At 59.4% G+C, this 19896-nt stretch carries 22 protein-coding genes; 9 read left to right on the forward strand and 13 right to left on the reverse strand.

Annotated features, from left to right (window positions below):
* Both AC33YF_RS08595 and ygfZ read right to left on the reverse strand, forming a co-directional pair.
* On the reverse strand, positions 1-177 hold a 177-nt coding region (locus AC33YF_RS08595), incomplete at its 3' end, for a DNA-3-methyladenine glycosylase I (RefSeq protein WP_491776811.1).
* Positions 174-1058, reverse strand: coding sequence for a CAF17-like 4Fe-4S cluster assembly/insertion protein YgfZ (ygfZ, locus tag AC33YF_RS08600; RefSeq protein ID WP_491776791.1), 885 nt, complete (start codon positions 1056-1058; stop codon positions 174-176). The genes AC33YF_RS08595 and ygfZ, both read right to left, overlap by 4 nt.
* A 76-nt stretch (positions 1059-1134) precedes the next feature.
* Here ygfZ and AC33YF_RS08605 point away from each other — a divergent pair, with 76 nt between their 5' ends.
* Complete coding sequence (locus AC33YF_RS08605) at positions 1135-2478, forward strand: dihydroorotase (RefSeq protein WP_491776792.1); 1344 nt, start codon at positions 1135-1137, stop codon at positions 2476-2478.
* A gap of 13 nt (positions 2479-2491) precedes the next feature.
* On the opposite strand, the gene AC33YF_RS08610 is transcribed toward AC33YF_RS08605, so the two are convergent.
* Positions 2492-3091: a hypothetical protein gene (locus tag AC33YF_RS08610; protein WP_491776793.1), complete on the reverse strand. Its 600-nt coding sequence runs from the start codon at positions 3089-3091 to the stop codon at positions 2492-2494.
* A 150-nt stretch (positions 3092-3241) separates the two neighbouring features.
* Here AC33YF_RS08610 and AC33YF_RS08615 point away from each other — a divergent pair, with 150 nt between their 5' ends.
* Positions 3242-3889: a LysE family translocator gene (locus tag AC33YF_RS08615; protein ID WP_491776794.1), complete on the forward strand. Its 648-nt coding sequence runs from the start codon at positions 3242-3244 to the stop codon at positions 3887-3889.
* Positions 3890-3945: 56 nt separating this feature from the next.
* Here AC33YF_RS08615 and AC33YF_RS08620 read toward each other — a convergent pair whose 3' ends face one another.
* Together AC33YF_RS08620 and AC33YF_RS08625 are read right to left on the reverse strand one after the other, a co-directional pair.
* The gene (locus AC33YF_RS08620; protein WP_491776795.1) at positions 3946-4539 is read right to left on the reverse strand and encodes a TIGR02301 family protein; all 594 of its coding nucleotides are present in this window, start codon (positions 4537-4539) and stop codon (positions 3946-3948) included.
* Between the two features lie 75 nt (positions 4540-4614).
* The gene (locus AC33YF_RS08625) at positions 4615-5289 is read right to left on the reverse strand and encodes a hypothetical protein (RefSeq protein ID WP_491776796.1); all 675 of its coding nucleotides are present in this window, start codon (positions 5287-5289) and stop codon (positions 4615-4617) included.
* A gap of 16 nt (positions 5290-5305) precedes the next feature.
* On the opposite strand from AC33YF_RS08625, the gene AC33YF_RS08630 reads away from it, so the two are divergent.
* Both AC33YF_RS08630 and AC33YF_RS08635 read left to right on the forward strand, forming a co-directional pair.
* Positions 5306-5992, forward strand: coding sequence for an SOS response-associated peptidase (locus AC33YF_RS08630; protein ID WP_491776797.1), 687 nt, complete (start codon positions 5306-5308; stop codon positions 5990-5992).
* Positions 5993-6019: 27 nt separating this feature from the next.
* Entirely contained in the window at positions 6020-6904 is an 885-nt protein-coding gene (locus tag AC33YF_RS08635; protein WP_491776798.1) for a polyphosphate kinase 2 family protein, read from the forward strand.
* A 7-nt stretch (positions 6905-6911) separates the two neighbouring features.
* Here the strand turns inward: AC33YF_RS08635 and AC33YF_RS08640 are convergent, their stop codons facing one another.
* The 3 genes from AC33YF_RS08640 to AC33YF_RS08650 are packed head-to-tail and all read right to left on the reverse strand — an operon-like array spanning position 6912 to position 10033.
* A complete protein-coding gene (locus AC33YF_RS08640) occupies positions 6912-7625 on the reverse strand; it encodes an O-methyltransferase (RefSeq protein ID WP_491776799.1) in 714 nt (237 codons plus the stop codon).
* A complete protein-coding gene (locus AC33YF_RS08645) occupies positions 7622-9073 on the reverse strand; it encodes an FAD-binding oxidoreductase (protein WP_491776800.1) in 1452 nt (483 codons plus the stop codon). Before AC33YF_RS08645 ends, AC33YF_RS08640 begins: the two co-directional genes overlap by 4 nt.
* Positions 9074-9082: 9 nt before the next feature.
* Positions 9083-10033 (reverse strand): L-threonylcarbamoyladenylate synthase, encoded by a 951-nt coding sequence (locus AC33YF_RS08650; protein ID WP_491776801.1) that lies wholly within the window; start codon positions 10031-10033, stop codon positions 9083-9085.
* 124 nt (positions 10034-10157) lie between these two features.
* Here AC33YF_RS08650 and AC33YF_RS08655 point away from each other — a divergent pair, with 124 nt between their 5' ends.
* The 3 genes from AC33YF_RS08655 to dxs all read left to right on the forward strand — a co-directional run bounded on the left by AC33YF_RS08655 (position 10158) and on the right by dxs (position 13491).
* Positions 10158-11084, forward strand: a complete 927-nt coding sequence (locus AC33YF_RS08655) for a histone deacetylase family protein (RefSeq protein WP_491776812.1) — start codon at positions 10158-10160, stop codon at positions 11082-11084.
* A 30-nt stretch (positions 11085-11114) separates the two neighbouring features.
* Complete coding sequence (locus AC33YF_RS08660) at positions 11115-11372, forward strand: exodeoxyribonuclease VII small subunit (protein WP_491776802.1); 258 nt, start codon at positions 11115-11117, stop codon at positions 11370-11372.
* 175 nt (positions 11373-11547) lie between these two features.
* Entirely contained in the window at positions 11548-13491 is a 1944-nt protein-coding gene (gene dxs, locus AC33YF_RS08665; protein ID WP_491776803.1) for a 1-deoxy-D-xylulose-5-phosphate synthase, read from the forward strand.
* Here the strand turns inward: dxs and AC33YF_RS08670 are convergent.
* A complete protein-coding gene (locus tag AC33YF_RS08670) occupies positions 13488-13976 on the reverse strand; it encodes a hypothetical protein (RefSeq protein ID WP_491776804.1) in 489 nt (162 codons plus the stop codon). The two genes, dxs and AC33YF_RS08670, sit on opposite strands and share 4 nt — an antisense overlap.
* A gap of 229 nt (positions 13977-14205) precedes the next feature.
* On the opposite strand from AC33YF_RS08670, the gene AC33YF_RS08675 reads away from it, so the two are divergent.
* Together AC33YF_RS08675 and AC33YF_RS08680 are read left to right on the forward strand one after the other, a co-directional pair.
* Positions 14206-14955: a TlyA family RNA methyltransferase gene (locus AC33YF_RS08675; protein WP_491776805.1), complete on the forward strand. Its 750-nt coding sequence runs from the start codon at positions 14206-14208 to the stop codon at positions 14953-14955.
* Positions 14945-16171 carry a class I SAM-dependent RNA methyltransferase gene (locus AC33YF_RS08680; protein WP_491776806.1) on the forward strand — a complete coding sequence of 409 codons (1227 nt, stop codon included), beginning with the start codon at positions 14945-14947 and terminating at the stop codon, positions 16169-16171. The genes AC33YF_RS08675 and AC33YF_RS08680 overlap by 11 nt, the downstream gene beginning before the upstream one ends.
* A gap of 9 nt (positions 16172-16180) precedes the next feature.
* Here AC33YF_RS08680 and AC33YF_RS08685 read toward each other — a convergent pair whose 3' ends face one another.
* From AC33YF_RS08685 to AC33YF_RS08700, 4 genes are all read right to left on the reverse strand, one after another.
* Complete coding sequence (locus tag AC33YF_RS08685) at positions 16181-16882, reverse strand: NAD-dependent deacylase (RefSeq protein ID WP_491776807.1); 702 nt, start codon at positions 16880-16882, stop codon at positions 16181-16183.
* Complete coding sequence (gene aroC / locus AC33YF_RS08690; RefSeq protein WP_491776808.1) at positions 16855-18000, reverse strand: chorismate synthase; 1146 nt, start codon at positions 17998-18000, stop codon at positions 16855-16857. The genes AC33YF_RS08685 and aroC overlap by 28 nt, the downstream gene beginning before the upstream one ends.
* A 62-nt stretch (positions 18001-18062) precedes the next feature.
* Positions 18063-18881 carry an enoyl-ACP reductase FabI gene (gene fabI, locus AC33YF_RS08695; RefSeq protein ID WP_491776809.1) on the reverse strand — a complete coding sequence of 273 codons (819 nt, stop codon included), beginning with the start codon at positions 18879-18881 and terminating at the stop codon, positions 18063-18065.
* 310 nt (positions 18882-19191) lie between these two features.
* A complete protein-coding gene (locus AC33YF_RS08700; protein ID WP_491776810.1) occupies positions 19192-19641 on the reverse strand; it encodes an RT0821/Lpp0805 family surface protein in 450 nt (149 codons plus the stop codon).
* Between the last annotated feature and the right edge of the window lie 255 nt (positions 19642-19896).

Below are 19896 nucleotides of genomic sequence, written 5' to 3' on the forward strand. Positions count from 1 at the left end.
TTCGCGTTTTCGAAGGATGGTGATCCAGGCGAGTCCCGCCTGAAACCCATCGAGGATCAGTTTTTCGTAGAGCGCTCGGTCATCGAACTCGGGTACACCCCATTCCTCGTCGTGGTACGCGACATAGAGCGGGTCCGTACCGGGCCAGGGACAGCGCGTTGTCTCAACAGAGGTCATGCGCCCTCGGCCGAGGGTAATTTGAATGTCGCGAAGTCTGGGAGCCGCACCGTGATCGTGGTGCCGCCAGCTTGCGTCGGCGTACCCTTCGCATTTGCCGAGGCCACGCGGTCAAGTCTGAGCAGCGCTAGTCCGCGAGCTCCATTGACGGAGCCGATGCGTCCCACTGGCAGCGTGCCCGATTCGACGTCGGCGCCTGGCTCCAATGGACCGTCGCCTTCTACATGAACCACGCGCTTCCGCGCCGTACCCCGATGCTGCATGCGTGAAACGACCTCCTGGCCAACATAGCAGCCTTTCTCGAAGTCTACGCCATGCAGCTGATCGTAGAGCGCTTCATGGGGGAATGCTTCGTTGTACGCATAGTCCCGGCCACCGTCCGGGACCCCGAGGCGAATGCGGTGCGCGTGATAGTCTGCTTCGTTGGCAGATGCGCAGTCCGCGTCCGGCAGAGCGGCGCCCTCCGGCAAAATCATACGGATCCCGAGGGCCTCCAAACGGGGATCGGCAAAGGCGATCGCGTGATCGGGCAGGGGGAGCGACGTGCCCCAGGCAGCGGCGACGCTCAACGTTGGCTCCTCCGTGATCGCCACGTCGGCGCGCAATTTATAGAACGAGAGGCGCTTGGCGAGAGCCTCGACGGCGTCTTTTGGTGCATCGACTAGGAAGCCGTCGCCGTCCGGCACCACGAAAAAGTCAAACAGGATCTTTCCCTGAGGTGTCAGCAATCCAGCGTGAATTGCGCCACCCGCATGCGTCTTGTCCATGTCATTGGTGACGAGGCCCTGGAGAAATCCCTTGGCATCTGGCCCCGACACGCGGACCAAGCCACGATCAGGGAGCGATGCGATGCGGCAAGGTTCTTCTGCGCGATGACTCATGGGGCGACCTTCTGCTACCAAAGCTGGAGGAATCTAGGTCTCGGGCATAGGCCCTGCAAGGAGAAGCCGTAGCGACATGGCTGAATCGTTCGAAATTCTTATCAAGGGCGGAACGGTCGTAAACCAGGCAGGGGAGCTGGCCGCCGACATAGGCATTAGCGACGGCCAGATCCGCGCCATTGGCGAAATTGATGCGAGCCGCGCGGGAGAGACTATCGATGCATCTGGCCTTTATGTTCTGCCGGGCGTCATCGATACTCAGGTTCATTTCCGCGAACCGGGTATGGAGCACAAAGAAGACTTGGAAACAGGTAGCCGTGCGGCCGTGCTCGGCGGTGTTACCGCGGTTTTCGAGATGCCGAATACAAGTCCGCCAACCACGACCGCGGAGGCGCTGGCGGCAAAGGTGGCGGCTGGCACCAATCGTATGCACTGCGATTTTGCGTTCTTTGTCGGTGCAACGCATGAGAATGCGACACATCTTGACGAACTTGAGCGGCTCCCGGGGGCAGCGGGCGTCAAAATCTTCGCGGGCTCGTCCACCGGCGATTTATTGGTGGAGGACGACGAAACCCTGACGCAGGTCTTTTCCACGATCCGACGCCGCTGTTCAATCCACTCCGAACTGGAGTCCCGGCTGCGGGACCGACTCTCTTTACGGCGGGTGGGCGATCCGACCAGCCACTACGAATGGCGCGACGTAACGGCTGCGCTTCAGTCAACCGAACGTCTCTTGCGGCTGGCGCGGACGACGGGTGCGCGCATCCACATTCTCCACGTGTCAACAGGCGATGAGATGGAGCTCTTGTCATACAATAAGGATGTGGCAACGGTGGAGGTCACACCGCAGCACCTCACCTTCGCAGCACCAGAAGACTACGAGCGTCTCGGGACAAGGGTTCAGCAAAACCCACCCATCCGCAATCGAGCGCACCAAGAGCGCATATGGTGGGGGCTAGATCAGGGCGTGGTGGACATTCTCGGTTCCGACCACGCGCCGCATACGCTCGAAGAGAAGGGCGCCACCTATCCTGCGACACCGTCCGGCATGCCAGGCGTCCAAACCCTGGTGCCCATCATGCTCGATCACGTCAACGCGGGCCGTCTCAGCCTGGGGCGCTTTGTCGATCTGACTAGTGCTGCCGCGCAACGCCTTTTCGGAATCGTTCGCAAGGGCCGCATCGCGGTGGGCTACGATGCGGATTTTACGATTGTCGATATGAGGGCCCAACGTGTCATCGAGGATGATTGGATCGCGAGCAAGGCTGGCTGGACGCCCTTCGCGGGCCGCAAAGTTCAAGGATGGCCCATCGGAACCGTGATCCGCGGTCGGCGTGCCATGTGGGAAGGCGAGCTTGGCCAAGCTGCTGGTCAGCCAGTACGATTCGGTGAAGGCTATCCGCAAGGCGCGCAGGGTTAGCACTGGATGGGTGCTACTTCAGGAAGTAGTGCCAAATCCCATTTGGTGCGACACCAAGACGGTATCCTGTGTAGGTACCCGACGCGATCATAGCCTTGGCTTGCGCAGGTGGAACTAAGCTATAAAGCTCGACCTGTTCTTTGGGAGACAGCGTGGCCAGATCGATCTCCGCGAAGTACGGCCAGACATACATCGGTGTGCCGCCGGCGTCTGTCAGGACATAGCCCGTGTCGAGCATGTCTAGCATCGAGGCGAGGATGTCGCGGCCGGTCCCGTCTACAGATTGCGCCCGCCAATATGCGATTGGATCATCGATGTGTTTTGCCGCAACCATCGGCTTCAGCTCGTTTGTCTCCAAAACGGCGCGCATTTCCTCGATCTCGCCGGACTGCGCTGCGTCGACGATCATATTCAAGATGCGCTGAACGAGTTCCGGTGTGGCTGCGGCATCGTAAAGGACCTTCGGCCCCGGCCTGGCCTGTGCCGCTTCTGCCTCGGGATCTGGCAGTTTGTCGCTCGCGGCGGCCGTGTCCGGCGAACCGTAGACAACCAATGCAGCGCCAGATAGGAATGCCAAAACGGCGACCACGACCACGTTTTTCCGCACTCTCATGTCAGTCTCCATGCGATTTGTCTCAATCTTGCAGAACCGCATCCAGTTGCAAGTTTGGGTGGCTCAGAGCCGGGTGCGGTCTTGCGGCGGTCATACCCGATTGATAGCCAGCAAATAGGCTCATAAACATTGGAATCAGGCGCGCAAATTGTGCTGTCCACCATTCAGCTTGTGTTTGCTGGGCTGGGGATCGGTTTGTTGATGGCGGCGCCGATTGGGCCCGTGAATGTTTTGGTCATCCAACGGGCTGCCTCAAAGGGGTTCTGGGGCGGCCTTGCCGCAGGGTTGGGCGCCGTTCTTGGCGATGGACTTCTCGCGGCGGCTGGCGCCTTCAGTATCGCAGCAGTATCCGACCTAATGCGAGCTTACGGCGATACCATTCAAATGATCGGGGGCGTTCTTCTTGTTGTGTTTGGCATCGCGCTCCTTGTGACGCGGCCTGTCATGACCACACCACCTCACGAACGCTCCCATATCCTCGAAAACATGGGCATCATTCCCCAGACCTTCATCTTGACCGTCACAAACCCTGGCGCCGTGCTGGGCATGGCAGCCATGATTGGCGGGCTTGGATCGCTCATCGGTGGGCTCAACACGAATCTCGAGGCTCTTATTCTCGTTGCGGCCGTCATGGGCGGCAGTCTCCTGTGGTGGCTTGGCCTGTCCGAGTTAATCTCCACGATCCGCCACAAGTTGACTGATGACCGGCTGAAGCTCGTGAACCGAATTGCAGGCCTCATTCTCTTGGGCTTTGGCGTGGTACTGATTTTCGAGATCGCTATGCGCCATTTCGGCTGAACGAAGTACGCAGCGTTGCGGCGTCCACCAAAGTGTCACCGTGTAACACAGAAGCTTTAGTTTCTGGTTGTGTTCGCGCCCGCGGCCGATGGGGCCTGCTGCGGCTGGATCTGTGCCTGAGGACCGCTTGCGAAGACGGATGTCTGAGACAGTGAGGATGCCAGTTCCGCCCCCTCCTCAGAGAATCGGGCAGAGGCCCGCGTGGCCGACTCCGTGCAGGTGCGGTAAGTTTGGCGATAGCCGCGGTAGCCGTCGTTGAATTGATTGACGAGCTTGGCGCGCCGCACGGCCGTTGTGCCTTCGTTTCTTAGGATCTTGGCCATCTCATCGCGCCACAGCTGGCCCTCCTCAGCGCCGCACAATTCGCGCAGGTAGTGAACCGCGCCAAGTATTTCTGCCAGGCGCATGAGCTTCTCGTCATAGGGGCGATCGTCCGGCGGTGGTGGGGCAAGCGCCTCCTCGGCGGGTGGGGTAATTTTTGGGAGGTCGTTGCGTCGTCGCGGAGCTGGCCGCGCCTTCCTCTTTGGCTTTTGCTGCTCGAAAAACCTGAAAAACTGGGCTTCTGCGGATGGAACATAGGCCACGGTGCCTGTGCCGGCCCAAAAGATGCCGCACAACAGGAGCGCTAGAGGTTTCGCAAGTCGTCCCATGAGTTCTGACTACCGCCAATTCATGGTGAAATCTAGCCATAGAGCCTTTGAGGTCGTGGCCCGGCTGGCCGAATGCTAGCTTCTGCGAAGTCGGAAAAGCGTGTCAATGGTGACGCGGTTAGGTGTCGTGTCTTTACTGCCGCCCCCCTCAGGGAGGTAACCATTGGCAATCGCACTAGCATCGTCGATGAGCACACGTAGCCGGGACGCTGCACCCGAGCAGGTCATCTCGAGGTCCGAGTTGTCGAGAGAGCGACCGACCGAACCCACAAGCCTCAGTGCTTCACCCTGAAGGCGCGCGACAGCGGCATCGAATTGTCGCCGCACCATCTCGGGCGCGCGACGGTAAGCTGCGGTCGCGAGCGAATTGTTGCCGGTCTCGGCCCGATCGAAATGCTCCTCGTAGTCAAACGCATGCCAACTTTTGAGGTCCGCAGCAAAGCCCGAGGGGTCAACCGGCAGGGCCTCAAGAAGCTTCACCAATTCATGGAACTGGTTCAGGTAATCAGTAGCGAGCAGCGTCTCTTCGTTGATGCTCGTGCCCGGAATGTGGGATCTTAGATGGTCGGCCATCGCGTTTTGAAATGCGGTGACGATTGCGTCTCGGCTCAAGTCCTCCTGGATTTCCAGGCTGGTCGCGCTAGGCTCTTTTTTCTTGGCTGGAATCATGTCTCGCCCCTCGATCCAGAGTTGCGTGAGTATGGTTTCCAAAAGGTTAACAACCAGTGGGAATGGTGGTCGCGCTGCCATGTGCTCTCGCTACGATTTGACATCGCCTCCCGAAGCGGTCCGCGCTTATTTCGACTATATCGACAAGCCGAACTTTCCGCCGCGAGACAACATCAGGCCTACAGAGCCGATGCCCGTTGTGCTGTTGGATGCAGAAGGCCAGCGGCGGTTTAGCTTAATGCGCTGGGGTTTGCTGCCGCACTTCGTCAAAGATCCGAAGAAATTTCCCACGCTCTTCAATGCGAGGTCCGAGGAGCTTCTCGCAAAGCCTTCGTTCCGCAGCGCCGCGCGCCGGCGGCGGTGCTTAATCCCAGCGGATGGTTTCTACGAATGGACAGGCCCAAAGGGTCAGCGCACGCCCTATTACATACGACCGGAGCCGCCCAATCTATTCGCCTTCGCCGGCCTTTACGAGCATTGGAGCGAACCGGAGGGCGGCGTGATCGATACGGCGACGATGCTCACATGTGAACCGAATGCAAAGGTCGCGCCGCTGCACAATCGTATGCCCGTCATTCTGGCGCCGGACCGCTACAGCGCTTGGCTCGACACGAAGGATGTCAGTGCCGAGGAAGCCCTCGACATGACAGGCCCTGCGCCCGACGATCTGCTCAAGGCCATCCCGATGCCTAGGACGTCTACTGCAAGGTCGAAGGCTAAGCACAAGGGACAGGACAAAGATGAGGACAACAAAAAAGAGTCGTTGCAACCGCCCTTGCTTTAGGCGGCTGTGCGGCTGAGGGGAGAGAAAATGCTGCCAGAAAAAATTCTCGATCGGTATCGCGTCACTAAGGGTGACGGTTTCAAACTTAAGGATTTTGATCCAGACGACTTCGGCAATGTCGACTTGAGCAAGAAGGACGGGGAGGACCTCTTAGAACTCGGGGTCAAGCGCCTCTCGAGATTGCAACAGCGCCTTTACGCAGAAGGTAAATGGGCCATGCTCATGGTGTTGCAGGGGATCGACACCGCGGGCAAGGACGGCATCATCAAACACGTTCTGACCGGCGTGAATCCCCAAGGGGTATCGGTCCATTCCTTTAAGCAGCCAAGCCACCTCGAACTGGCGCACGACTTTCTCTGGCGTGCTTACCGCGCGCTTCCGATGCGCGGACGTATCGGCATTTTCAATCGCTCCTACTACGAAGACGTGCTTGTCGTGCGAGTGCATCCGGACTTGCTCAACGAGCAGAACCTGCCGCCGGAGCTCATCACGAAAGACATTTGGAAGGAGCGGTATCAGGACATCAACAATTTTGAGCGCCACTTGGCGCGAAACGGAACGCAACCCATCAAGTTCTTTTTGAATATCTCGAAGGGAGAGCAGCGACAGCGTTTGCTCGCGCGTCTCGAGGACCCGGACAAGATTTGGAAGTTCTCCGCCGCCGACGTGGCGGAGCGGAGACTCTGGGACAAGTACCAGGTTGTCTACGAAGAGATGATCCAGAACACCGCAACAGAACGCGCGCCCTGGTACGTCGTGCCCTGCAATAAGAAATGGTTCGCGCGTCTCGTGGTCGCCGGGGTGCTGGCAGAACACATCAAGTCGCTCGATCCCAGCTTTCCTAAGATATCTAGCGACGACGCGGCAGAAATCGATGCAGCCCACAAAGAACTTCTAGAAGAGAAGAATTAGGCGTGAGCTAGGGGGTCTGCGTCACTTGAACGATGGCAAGGCCGTCATGACCCTTGTGCCCAACGGTCTGAAACGCGGTCGCCGTCACGCACGGGTCGGCCGCGACTCGAGCGTAGAACGCACGAAGGCCCTTGACGTGCTTGTTGTCGCTTTGCGCAGCAAGGATTGCGCCTTCGCGCACAACGTTGTCGACGACAATGAGTGTGCCAACGCGGCTCAGTTTCACGGCCCAATCGAAATAATCGGGCGTACTTGGCTTATCCGCATCGATGAAGACAAGATCGAATGGCCCGGCGTTGTCTTGATGCAATGCCGCCATAGATTCGAGGGCAGGACCAACCCGGACCGTGACCTGACCCCCAAGTCCGGCATTCTCGAAATTTTGTTCGGCGACCTCGGCATGCCGCGGGTCGAGCTCGAGCGTTGTGACGTGACCGCCCTCGGCTAGGCCGCGGGCGAGCCAGATCGTGCTGTAGCCACCTAGCGTGCCCACCTCAAGAATTTTCCGCGCCCGCAAAGCCCTAGCAAGCATCATCAATAGTTTGCCTTGCAGAGGCGCCACCTGGATTGCAGGGAATCCCGCGGCGTCACAGGCCGCCTGCGCTGCCGAAAGGGCCGGATCGTCCTCAAGAAAGCTCTCGACGATGTAATCATCAATTGCGAGCCACTTCTCATCCTGACTCATGTGGGGCGGTTTTTCGGATGGCGGTGACTGGCTCATAGCAGCTTCCCTGGATTCAGTATGCCGTTGGGATCGAAGCTCGCCTTTATCGACTTCATAAGATCGATGGCGACCGCGCCCTTCGCGTGGGGCAGGAGGTCGCGCTTCATGCGCCCGATCCCATGTTCGGCGCTTATGGAGCCGCCGAGATCTAGAACGATTTCATGAACCGCTGCGTTGAGCGCCTCCCAATTGGAGAGATAAACGTCCTTGTTCATGCCAACCGGCTGGCTGACGTTGTAGTGAATGTTGCCGTCGCCAAGGTGGCCGAAGGGGACGGGTCTTGCACCAGGAATCATCAACTCCACGAGCTGGTTCGCCCTGTCGATGAACTCCGGCACACGACCAATGGGCACCGACACGTCGTGCTTGATGCTGCCGCCCTCGTGTTTCTGGACCTCACTCATCATCTCGCGCAGGCGCCAAATCTCGCGCGTTTGGCGCTGAGACGTTGCGAGAACGGCGTCCTCAATCTGCCCCGCCTCGATCGCATCGCCAATTTGAGACTCCACCAGCTCGTGGATGCCAGCCCCCGAAACGGGACTGGAGATCTCCAGCAGGACATACCAAGCGTGAGACGCTTTCAGGGGATCATGCAACTCGCGCCCATGCTTGATTGCGAATTCGAGGCCTATTCGCGGAAGAATCTCAAAGGCCGTCAGCATCGAGCCAGCCGCATCTTGCAATCGGGCCAACAATTCGGTTGCGCTTTCCAGGTTCGCCAAGCCGACCAGGCAGGTGATCTTTTCAGCGGGCTGTGCATACAGCCGCAAGACCGCGGCTGTAATGATGCCGAGCGTACCCTCTGAGCCGACGAACAGGTCCTTGAGATCGTAGCCTGTATTGTCTTTACGCAGCGCCTTCAAACCATGCCAAACGCGCCCGTCCGCAAGCACTACTTCGAGCCCGAGAACCAAGTCGCGGGCGCTGCCATAGGCGAGCACGGCAAGACCGCCCGCATTCGTGGAGAGTACGCCACCGATTTGGCAGCTTCCCTCAGAGGCAAGACTTAGGGGGAATAGCCGCCGCACCGTTTCAGCTCGCCGCTGGGCGTCCGAGAGCGTTAGCCCCGCTTCGACGGTCATACTGTTCGAGTTTAGATCCACGTCTCGAATGTGCGTGAGGCGCTCCAAGGAGAGCACAATCTGGCTCCCAGTTTCGTCTGGGATCTGTGCGCCCACCAGACCGGTATTGCCGCCTTGCGGGACGACGCCGATACGCGCCTCGTTCGCGCATTCCATGATGCCGGCAACCTCGTCAGTCGAGCCTGGCCTCAGGACGATCGCCGCTCGGCCGTGGTAGCGGTCACGCCATTCGGTGAGATAGGGCGCCATGCGTTCTGGGTCGCGTAGCGCATGCTGTGGGCCCACGATCTTCTCAAGAGTCGACAGCGTCTCTGCCGATGGCGGTTGAAGCCTCGTCGTTGCTGATTGGGCGCCTTCGCTCATGATAAAGGGCTACCGCGCCTTGGCTGCCCGCCGCAAGCGGTCGTTGATCGCCTCGCCAAGCCCTTCGTTGGGAATAGGCATGACAGCGATCGCGCTCGCGCCGCTTTCATCGAGTTCGCGCAACGCTGCAAAGAAACGCGCGGCAGCTTCGGTAAGGTCTCCAGTCCTACTGAGATTGATTGCTTTAGCTGAGCAATCGGGAAGCTCAGATCCAAAGCCCAGCAATGCTTCGTCCGCCTCGACGGTCAGCGCGTTGAGGCGTAGCGGAGTTTGTGGCGCGTAGTGGCGTTCAAGCTGCCCCGGGGATGCGATGGGTGCATCTTTTTTCGCGACCGGAATAGGGTGTCCGAGGACCGCTTCAATAGCGGAACGCGGTACTGCGCCCAAGCGAAGAACCACGGGGTCCTCGCCAGCAGTGCTCACAACGGTCGATTCGAGCCCGCACGTACAAGCGCCGCCATCCAAGATAACGCCTGGAATGTCGACCAGCTCGGCTGCCGCATGGCGAGCCTCCGTCGGACTAATACGGCCTGAACGGTTTGCGCTGGGCGCGGCAATGGGGCCTGAAGCTTCTTTCAGGAGTCTCTGGGCGACCGGGTGACCCGGCACTCTTATGGCGATTGTATCGAGCCCGGCAGTGACCAAGTCGGCAATTGGACAGTCAGGACTTTTAGGCGCCACAATCGTGAGGGGACCCGGCCAGAACGCCGATGCAAGTTCGTATGCCGCGGGGCCAAAATCCGCCAAGGCTTCGGCCTGCGCAAGGTCGCTCACGTGCACGATCAGAGGATTGAACTGAGGCCTCTCCTTCGCGGCGAATATCTTGGCAACGGCCTTCGGGTTCGATGCGTCCCCGCCAAGTCCGTACACGGTCTCAGTTGGAAACACCACAAGCGCGCCTGAGCGGAGCAGCTCAGCCGCGTAGGCAATTGCTTCGTCTGTAGCGGGAAGTACAGGCATCTTGGTTAGATTTCTCGCGCTCCATGTCGCCCTTCCGGCTGGTGAGGTCAAGTTTCAGTCGACGGTCTGGCTGTTCCGTCATGCCAAACCGGTTATCATGCTTACGGGAGACGCTAAGGACCGAATGACAACACTACTGCTGACGCACCCGGCCTGCCTCGCGCATGACACTGGATATGGCCATCCCGAGCAAGCCGATCGCCTGCGTGCGATCGAGCGCGCCCTTGCTGCCAAGGACTTTGCGGATTTGAAGCGCGAGGAGGCCCCGATGGCCGACCTCGCCGCGATCGAACGGTTGCACCCGAAATCCTATGTTGCGGAGGTGCGTGCCGGTATTCCCAAGGAACTTCATAACTGGCTGGACCCGGACACGGTGGTGTCTCCAGGAAGCTGGGAGGCGGTGTTGCGGGCTACAGGAGCAGTGCTTCGCGGCGTGGATCAGGTCATGGCTGGAACCGCGACAAACGCTTTTTGTGCCGTGCGCCCCCCAGGCCACCATGCGGAACCTTCGCGCGCGATGGGCTTTTGCCTCTTCAATTCGGTCGCAGTTGGGGCGTTGCACGCACGTGAGGCGCATGGCGCCGAACGGGTGGCTGTGATCGATTTTGACGTTCACCATGGCAACGGTACACAGGCCGCATTCTGGAACGACAAGAACCTGTTCTATGGCTCGACACACCAGATGCCACTGTTTCCGGGCACCGGAGCCAAGGACGAGACCGGTGTTGGCAATATTTGGAATGCGCCGCTTTCCCCGGGAGATGACGGCGAAGACTTTCGAACAGCGTTCTCGACGCAGATTGCCCCCGCGCTCGACGAATTCGCACCCGATTTGGTGCTCGTCTCGGCCGGTTTCGATGCGCATTTGAGGGACCCGTTGGCGCAACTGCGGCTCGGGGAGGAAGATTTTCGTTGGGTTACGGAGAAGCTTCTGGAGACGGCAGCCAAGTACTCTGGCGGTAAGCTCGTTGCGACTTTGGAGGGCGGCTATGATCTCGACGCCTTAGCCTCATCGACAGCAGTTCATGTCAGGACGCTGATGGGAGCTTGAGGCAGGAGGGGGAAACCGCTAATTCAAACCATGGCTAAATCATCTAGCAACGCCGACATCGCCAAACTGAGCTTTGAGGATGCCCTCAAGGAGCTGGAGACGATAGTCGATCGTCTTGAGAAGGGCGACGTTGAGCTTGAGGCGTCGATTTCGATCTATGAAAGGGGTGAGGCGCTGCGTGCTCATTGCGACAAGTTGCTGCGGAGTGCTGAGGCCCGAGTAGAAAAGATTACCCTCGATCAGAATGGCAGCCCGCGCGGTATTGAGCCTCTAGATGTGGAAGACTGACCGACAATCTTGAGGGCAAACCGTTGTAGGCTCTTAGTTCGATGCTGGTCATTCAAGGCGATTGTGGCCATTGTCAGTTTGGGATGGTCCCGGTAAGGTTTCTGTAAGACATTGATACGGATTAGTATTTTTTAATGAGAGCCATCGACTGAGGGTTCTTCTGACAGGGAAGCGAATGAGCGCAGACAGTGCCACGCCATTATTGGACACGATTCAGATGCCAAGCGACGTGCGTCAGCTCACCGACGCCGAGCTGAAGCGCCTCGCCGACGAGCTTCGCCAAGAGACTATTAGCGCCGTGTCGGTGACGGGCGGTCACCTTGGCGCGGGCCTAGGTGTCGTCGAGCTGACGGTCGCTCTCCACCACGTCTTCGATACGCCAAAGGACCGGCTGATCTGGGATGTCGGGCACCAGTGCTACCCCCACAAGATCATCACGGGCCGCCGGGACCGTATACGGACTCTCAGAGCGCCAGGCGGCCTGTCCGGCTTCTGCAAGCGTACCGAAAGCGAGTACGACCCCTTCGGCGCGGGTCATTCGTCGACGTCAATCTCCGCGGGTCTCGGCATGGCCGTGGCCCGTGATCTTTCGGGTGGCGGCAACAACGTGGTCGCGGTGATTGGCGATGGCGCAATGAGTGCTGGCATGGCCTACGAAGCCATGAACAACGCTGGCGCAATGGACTCGCGGCTCATCGTTGTCCTCAACGACAATGACATGTCGATTGCGCCGCCGGTTGGCGCCATGAGTGCGCACCTGGCGCGATTGATTTCCGGTGGGACCTATCGTCGATTCCGCAGCTGGATGAAACAGGCTGCGAGCAGCCTTCTGCCAGGCCGCTGGCAACGACAGGCTGCACGGGTTGAGGAGTTCTCGCGTGGCTTCTGGACCGGCGGTACGCTGTTTGAGGAGCTCGGGTTTTATTATGTGGGCCCGATCGATGGGCACAATCTCGATCATCTCCTACCGGTGCTGCGCAATGTCAAAAAGATGCAGAATGGGCCGATCCTAGTCCATGTCGTGACTCAGAAGGGCAAGGGCTATGCGCCGGCGGAAGAGTCGGCGGACAAGTACCACGGGGTCAGCCGCTTTAATGTGGTCACAGGCACTCAGGAAAAGGCGGCCCCCGGCGGCCCGCCGAGTTACACGAAAGTCTTCGCAAAAGCACTTATCGAAGAGGCAAAAGCGGACGACAAGGTGGTTGCCATCACGGCGGCGATGCCGTCCGGTACCGGCCTCGACAAATTCGGCGAGACTTTTCCCGATCGTTGTTTCGATGTTGGAATTGCAGAGCAGCATGCGGTGACATTTGCCGCGGGGCTAGCGTCCGAAGGTTTCAAGCCTTTCGCCGCGATCTATTCGACATTTCTGCAGCGCGCGTACGACCAGGTCGTGCATGATGTCGCCGTGCAAAAGCTGCCCGTCCGTTTCGCGATCGACCGTGCGGGCCTCGTGGGCGCAGACGGTCCTACCCACGCCGGGTCGTTCGATACGTCGTTTCTCACCTGTCTTCCGAACATGATCGTTATGGCGGCTGCGGACGAAGCCGACCTAATGCACATGACGGCGACGGCAGCCGCAGTCGACGACATGCCGACAGCCTTTCGTTACCCCAGGGGCGAAGGCCGCGGTGTGGAACTGCCTGAGCGCGGTGTGCCCCTTGAGATCGGCAAGGGCCGCATCATGCGGGAAGGTTCGGCCGTTGCTATCCTGTCTTTTGGCGCCCGGCTCGGCGAGTGTCTTGCGGCGGCAGAGGAGTTGTCAGGATTTGGTCTGTCAACGACAGTCGCGGATGCGCGCTTTGCGAAGCCTTTGGATGTGGATCTCATTGGTGAGCTCGCCAAGAACCACGAAGTACTTCTTACGGTCGAAGAAGGCTCAACGGGCGGATTCGGCGCTCATGTGCTGCACCAGCTGTCTTCGGACGGTCTGCTCGACGGCGCGCTGAAAGTCCGCACACTTGTTCTGCCGGATCGCTATATCGATCAAGGCAAGCCCGCAGCGATGTACGCAGCCGCTGGCCTCGATGCAGATGGTATCGTGAAGTCGGTCTTCACGGCGTTGGGCAAGAATGACATCGGTAGGGCCGACAAGGCTGGTACAGCGCGTCTCGCCTAGTCCAAAGAACAGTTCTTGTCGAACTCGGCAACAGGTTCGGCGCGTCCCAGTGGCGAGAGCTCAACGGCGTTTGCGCCAGACTTCATTGTCACCGGCCCGTCCGTCCTCAGCACTTCAAGAATGGGCGTGACCGCAATGTCTCCAGCCTCGCCATAAATAATACCTGTGCCATCTTCCGCTGCCGTTTCGCCGGCCACCGGCACCGTCTTGTCCCCAGCGATGAAATCAATTGTGAGAGCCTCACCTGTCTGCTGTTCGGGAAAGTCCATGTGGACAGAGAGAACAGCAATGCCGACACCGTTCAGGCACGACAGGAGGAAAGGTGCCTTCTCTCGCTCGTCGAGAGGACCGTATCGCAATGTAACGAAACTGCCACTCATCTTGGCACGCCAAACATTAGCTGCGTATGCGGAGGAAAATGGTAGGCCGATCGTACTGGCGAGCAGTGCGAGGGAGAGGCAAATCGGCATGGGTCGGAATTTCATGACAGGCTCCGGCAGGGGGTGGGGTGCCCTGCTTAGTCGAGCGCGCGGGCTTTTGCAAATCCGTGCCGGCTTATGTGCCAGTTGGAACTGCAAGGGTCTGCAAGCCAACAACTCCTGCGGCCAGACCGACGCGGCCATATTTCAACTTGGTCTGATTTGAGGACACTCTTGCCCAGTAAGTGCTGGCGCTAATACACAGAAAGACGGAAAGCAGGCGCGAGGGCCCATTTTGGCCAGCGGTAAAAAAAAGCAGCGGATTGATCAACGTTTGGTGGAGGAGGGGATCGCGCCCTCACGCGCGCAGGCGGCTGACCTTGTGCGGCGCGGTCGTGTGTTGGTCGCCGGCGTGTCCGTGGAGAAACCTGGTACGCCGGTAGCGGACGACGTTGAGCTGACACTGGTTCCGGGTACCGCTACCCATGTGTCCCGCGGCGCGTTGAAGCTAGAGGCGGGGATCGATGCTTTTGACCTTTCGCCAAGAGGCGCGACAGCATTGGACATAGGCGCCTCTACAGGCGGCTTTACAGAGGTTCTGCTCGCGCGTGGTGCCGAGAAAGTTTATGCGCTCGATGTTGGCCGCGATCAGCTCCATGCCAGTCTCAGGGCAAACCCGCGCGTCATCTCTCTCGAAGCGACCGATGCTCGTCGGATCGATAACTTAGTGGTCCCCGAGCTCGTCTCGGTCATCACCGCCGATGTCAGCTTTATCAGCCTGACGCAGGCGCTGCCTGGAGCTCTTCACCGGGCTTCGCCGGGGGCTTGGCTCATTGCTTTGATCAAGCCTCAATTCGAGGCGGGGCGAGATGCGGTTGGGAAGGGCGGCGTAGTGCGCAACGAAGCTGACCGACTGCGTGCGATCCAGCGCGTAAGTGATTTTCTCGGGGCTGAAGGGTGGCGGGTGCTCGGCGTGATCGAGTCGCCCATCACTGGCGGTAGCGGCAACGTGGAATACTTGATTGGTGCGCATAATGATCGCTGAGCTGACCATCGATCAGCTAGGAAGTCAGGGCGATGGCGTTGCCGAAGCCCCGAGCGGCCCTGTTTTTGTTCCGTTTACGCTCCCGGGAGAGCGCGTAAGTGCGAAAGTCACGTCGGATAAGAAGTATGCGGACTGCATCACGATTCTCGATGCCAGCCCGAAACGCGTGGATCCCGTATGTCCCCATTTCGGTGTGTGCGGCGGCTGCGCCCTGCAGCATATGGAGACGTCTAGCTATCTCGACTGGAAGCGTGACTGTGTGGTCCGCGCTTTGCGATCGCGCGGGCTTAACGCTGCTGTGGAGCCTGCCCGCGCCGTACCGCTGGGAAACCGGAGGCGGGCGGTATTCCACATTGAACGTCGCGGAAAAGAGCTGGTGCTTGGCTATCGCCGCGCTCGATCCCACGACACGATCGACATCGAGGTTTGTCCGATACTCTCGGCTAGGATCGTTGCCGCCCTGCCTGCTATTAAGGCGCTCGTGGCGCCCCTGCTCGGAGATCGGCGTGAAGCTCGCATTACCGTCACCGATACGGAAAACGGGTTGGATCTGGCGGTTAAAGGTGTCCCGCCGCCGGATGCCGCACTCGCAAAGCTCGCGGGCATTGCAGAGGAGCATGGGCTTGCGCGGATCGCGCTAGGGTCCGAAAGCCTCTTGTTCGCGCCTACAACACTTCGGCTGGGCCGCGCACTTGTAAGCCTGCCGCCGGGCGCCTTCATTCAGGCCTCCCCGATCGCTGAGGCGGAGATGGTGGAATTGGTCTGTCAAGGCGTGGGCAAATCGAAGCGGGTTGCCGATCTTTTCTCAGGGCTTGGGACGTTTTCATTCGCACTTGCCGAACGCGCCACGGTCGACGCATACGAGTCGAGCGCCGAGGCGCTTGCTGCGCTGAGTGAGGCGGCTCGACACGCAACCCGGCTCAAGCCGATGCGGACGCACAGGCGCGATTTGCTCCGTGACCCGTTGGGTTGGCGAGAGTTGAAAGACTTTGACGCGGTTGTCTTCGACCCACCTCGCGCAGGGGCCGCAGCTCAAGCGGCGCAGCTGGCTAAGTCGAAGGTGAAGCACGTTGCGGCGGTCTCCTGCAATCCGGCCACGCTCGCACGCGACTTACGCTTGCTCGTTGACGGCGGATACGAGATCTCGCAGGTGGTGCCAATCGATCAGTTTCTCTATTCCAGCCATGTAGAGGTGGTCGCGCACCTGGGCCGGTAGCGATGCGCGTCAGTTGCCTAGCAGCGTCTCCACATACGCTGGCACGATCTCGGTCGCAGGACCGTAAAGGGTTTCAATGAACTGGCTCGCGCCTTCGGAGGGCTCAAGATTGAGCTCTACCGTATGCGCTCCGGCGCGGCGGGCTTCTTCAACGAAGCCCGCTGCGGGATAGACCGTACCGCTGGTTCCGATGGAGACGAACAGGTCGCAGCGCGCGAGCGCCTCATAGATGCGCTCCATCTGGCGCGGCATTTCACCGAACCACACCACGTCCGGGCGCATGTAACCGGACTTCCCACAGGCTGGGCAATGGGTGGTGAGGAAGAGGTTTTCTGTCCAAACATGGCTGGCGCCGCAGCTCCCGCATAGCGCGCGGGCGAGTTCGCCATGCATGTGGATGAGTGACTCGCTTCCTGCCTCCTCGTGCAGCGGATCGATGTTCTGCGTAACGAGCAGGACGTCGCCAGGATGACTGTGCTCCAGTTTGGCAAGAGCGAAATGAGCTGCGTTGGGGCGCGCATTCGCCAGCGAGACCCGCCGCTTATTGTAAAACTCATGCACTTTTGTGGGATTGCGCGCGAACCCTTCTGGCGTTGCGACTTCCTCGAGGTCATGGTTCTCCCAGAGGCCGCCCTGGCCACGAAAGGTACCAATGCCGCTCTCTGCAGAAAGTCCCGCGCCGGTCAGGAGGACGATTTGGTCGGAAGCCATTCCAGATGCGTATCAACGTCTTGAGCGGCGTCTTGGCCTGTCTGGCCACGATGCCGCAAATAATGGTCCGCCAGCACAATGGCCATCATCGCCTCGCCAATGGGCACGGCGCGAATGCCGACGCAGGGATCGTGACGCCCTTTTGTGACAACCTCCGTATCGTTGCCATCCCTATCGATGCTGCTGCGCGGATTGAGGATTGATGAGGTCGGCTTTACGGCAAATCGAGCGACCACCGGTTGCCCCGTGGAGATACCGCCAAGGATTCCGCCGGCATTGTTGGACGTGAAGGTTGGCCAGCCCGGCGGACCGTTGCGCATTTCATCCGCGTTTTCTTCGCCGGAGAGCGCAGCCGACGCAAAACCGGCGCCGATCTCAACACCCTTCACCGCGTTGATGCTCATCAGCCCTGAGGCGATGTCCTGGTCCAACTTCGCATAGAGCGGTGCGCCAAGACCGATGGGCACGCCATCGGCCACGACCTCGATGACGGCGCCTGTGGACGAGCCCGATTTACGAACATCGTCGAGGAATTCAGCCCAGGTCTCCGCAGCCTTTGGGTCGGGACAAAAGAAGGGGTTTTCATTCACCGCGTCCCATGACCAGTTGGCGCGATCGATTTTATGCGGCCCAACTTGCACCAGTGCCCCGCGGACACGCAAATCTGGCACCACCTTCCGGGCTATCGCTCCGGCGGCGACCCGTGTCGCCGTCTCGCGTGCCGACGCCCGGCCAGAGCCGCGCCAGTCTCGCACGCCGTATTTTTCGAGGTACGTATAGTCTGCGTGTCCAGGGCGAAATTTGTTCTTGATGTCGCCGTAGTCCTTCGAACGAGCGTCCATATTCTTAATCTGGAGCGCGATCGGGGTTCCCGTAGTGACTTGCTCGCCATCTTCTTCCGTGAACACACCGGAAAGGATCTCGACGGTGTCCGGTTCCTTGCGCTGCGTCGTGTATTTCGACTGGCCTGGGCGACGCTTATCCAAATAGGCCTGAATCTCATCTTCATAGAGCGGGATGCCAGGAGGGCAACCATCCACCACGCAACCAATTGCTGGTCCATGGCTCTCGCCCCAGGTCGTAATACGGAAGAGATGTCCAAAGCTGTTATGCGACATGGTCTTTGTCTACTCGCTTCTCGCCGAAGCGTCTATGCGCAGCAACAGCTGGGGTGCTTGCGCTACTCCTTTGCGACAGAGATGTCTGGCGCATCCTCGTTCTTCATGCCGACCACATGGTAGCCCGCATCGATATGCAGGACTTCGCCGGTCACGCCAGCGGAAAGGTCCGACAAAAGGTAGAGACCGCCACCGCCCACATCCTCAATGGTAACCGTTCTGCGGAGCGGCGAATTGTATTCATTCCACTTCAGAATGTAGCGAAAGTCCGAAATGCCCGAAGCCGCGAGTGTTTTGATTGGACCAGCCGAGATGGCGTTCACGCGGATACTGTTTTTACCGAGATCGGCAGCGAGATATTGCACGCTCGTCTCAAGTGCGGCCTTCGCGACACCCATCACGTTGTAGTGGGGCATGACCTTCTCCGCACCATAATAGGTTAGCGTGACGATCGAGCCGCCATCTTTCATAAGCGGCTCGGCGCGCTTTGCCATGGCTGTCAGCGAATAGCAGGAGATCGCCATGGTCTTGGCGAAATTCTCTTCGGTCGTATCGACATATCGGCCATCGAGCTGGTCTTTGTCTGAAAAGGCTACCGCGTGGACGATGAAGTCCAGGCCGCCCCATTCCTTCTCAGCCGCTGCGAAGACCGCGTCCATGGATGCTGTGTCGGTGACATCGCACGGCAGAACGAATTTCGCACCGGACTGGGCAGCCAGCGGCTCAACACGCTTTTTCAGCGCATCGCCCTGGTATGTCAGCGCAATCTCAGCGCCCTGGTCGACCACCGCTTTGGTGATTCCCCAAGCGATCGAGCGATTGTTGGCGACACCGAAAATGATACCGCGCTTGCCCGCCATGAGATTTCCACCGTTCGCCATAAGCCCTCCTACCGAATGATCAGGGAGCTTCTTATACACCGGGCTGTCCCTGCCGAAAGGGCTTTCGCCAATTCAGGCAGGGTCAGCCTGGCTTATACGGGCTGGGGGTAAGCTCTAGTTTTGTCGTCGCCGTTCCGGCACAAGCGGAGAGAAGACCTCACCATGCTTGGCCGCGGAAATAGCATTGCGAGCGACGGGGGCGGAACGTAGCGGCGTAAATCGGACAACGCTTTGCGGTGTGCGATCGACTGAGTCATCGCGCGGCCAAGGCGCGGTCTGGTTGGTAGCGCAACGCTCAGACATGGAACATCTACCCTGTAATTTCCCACCGACCGTCTGCGGATCGGCAGGCAACACCTTCAATCTCGTTTTCCCTGCCGTTCCGACTCAGCGAATAGAGTACGGTCCGGCATAGGCGACCTTGCGCGTCGCGGAACACGGAGACGGGTTTGATCCGACCCGCGAGCTGGTTGGCTTGTCGCCGCCAAACGAGGGTCGCCCCGTCGCCCAGCTCCGAGAGAGCCATTTGCAGGGCTCGGAGCGCGACTTCCCTATCTGAACGATCAAGACGGGTTTTAAGTTCCGCAAAGGATCTTTTGGTCGGGCGGCCTGCTGTTTCTGGCGCTACGGTGTTGAATACCGGAGCGACAGGACTGACAAGGCCATCCTCTGCCCGGAGAGAGGCGAGAGCGGGGAGCAATATGCACAACACGAGTGCCCCCGCCCCCTTGATAAGGGCGTTCCAACGGAACGTACGCATAACAACTCGTCCCCGAAAACTGACGCGGCGACTGAAATCTCCCCACGCCCTCTATCAACGCGAGACATACTGGCCTATCAGAATGAGCAAAACGTAAACACTCGTGTCTCTTCGGGAACATCTTTGCCTCCTCTCGGCCCAAAAAGATGAGCGAAACACCATGAAAGATCAGGACTTCACTTTGGCTGACGAGCCTTTCGCGCTTTTTCGGGCCTGGCTCGCAGAGGCAGAAGAAACTGAACCTTGCGACCCGGA

The organism is Methyloceanibacter sp. (assembly GCF_058506495.1).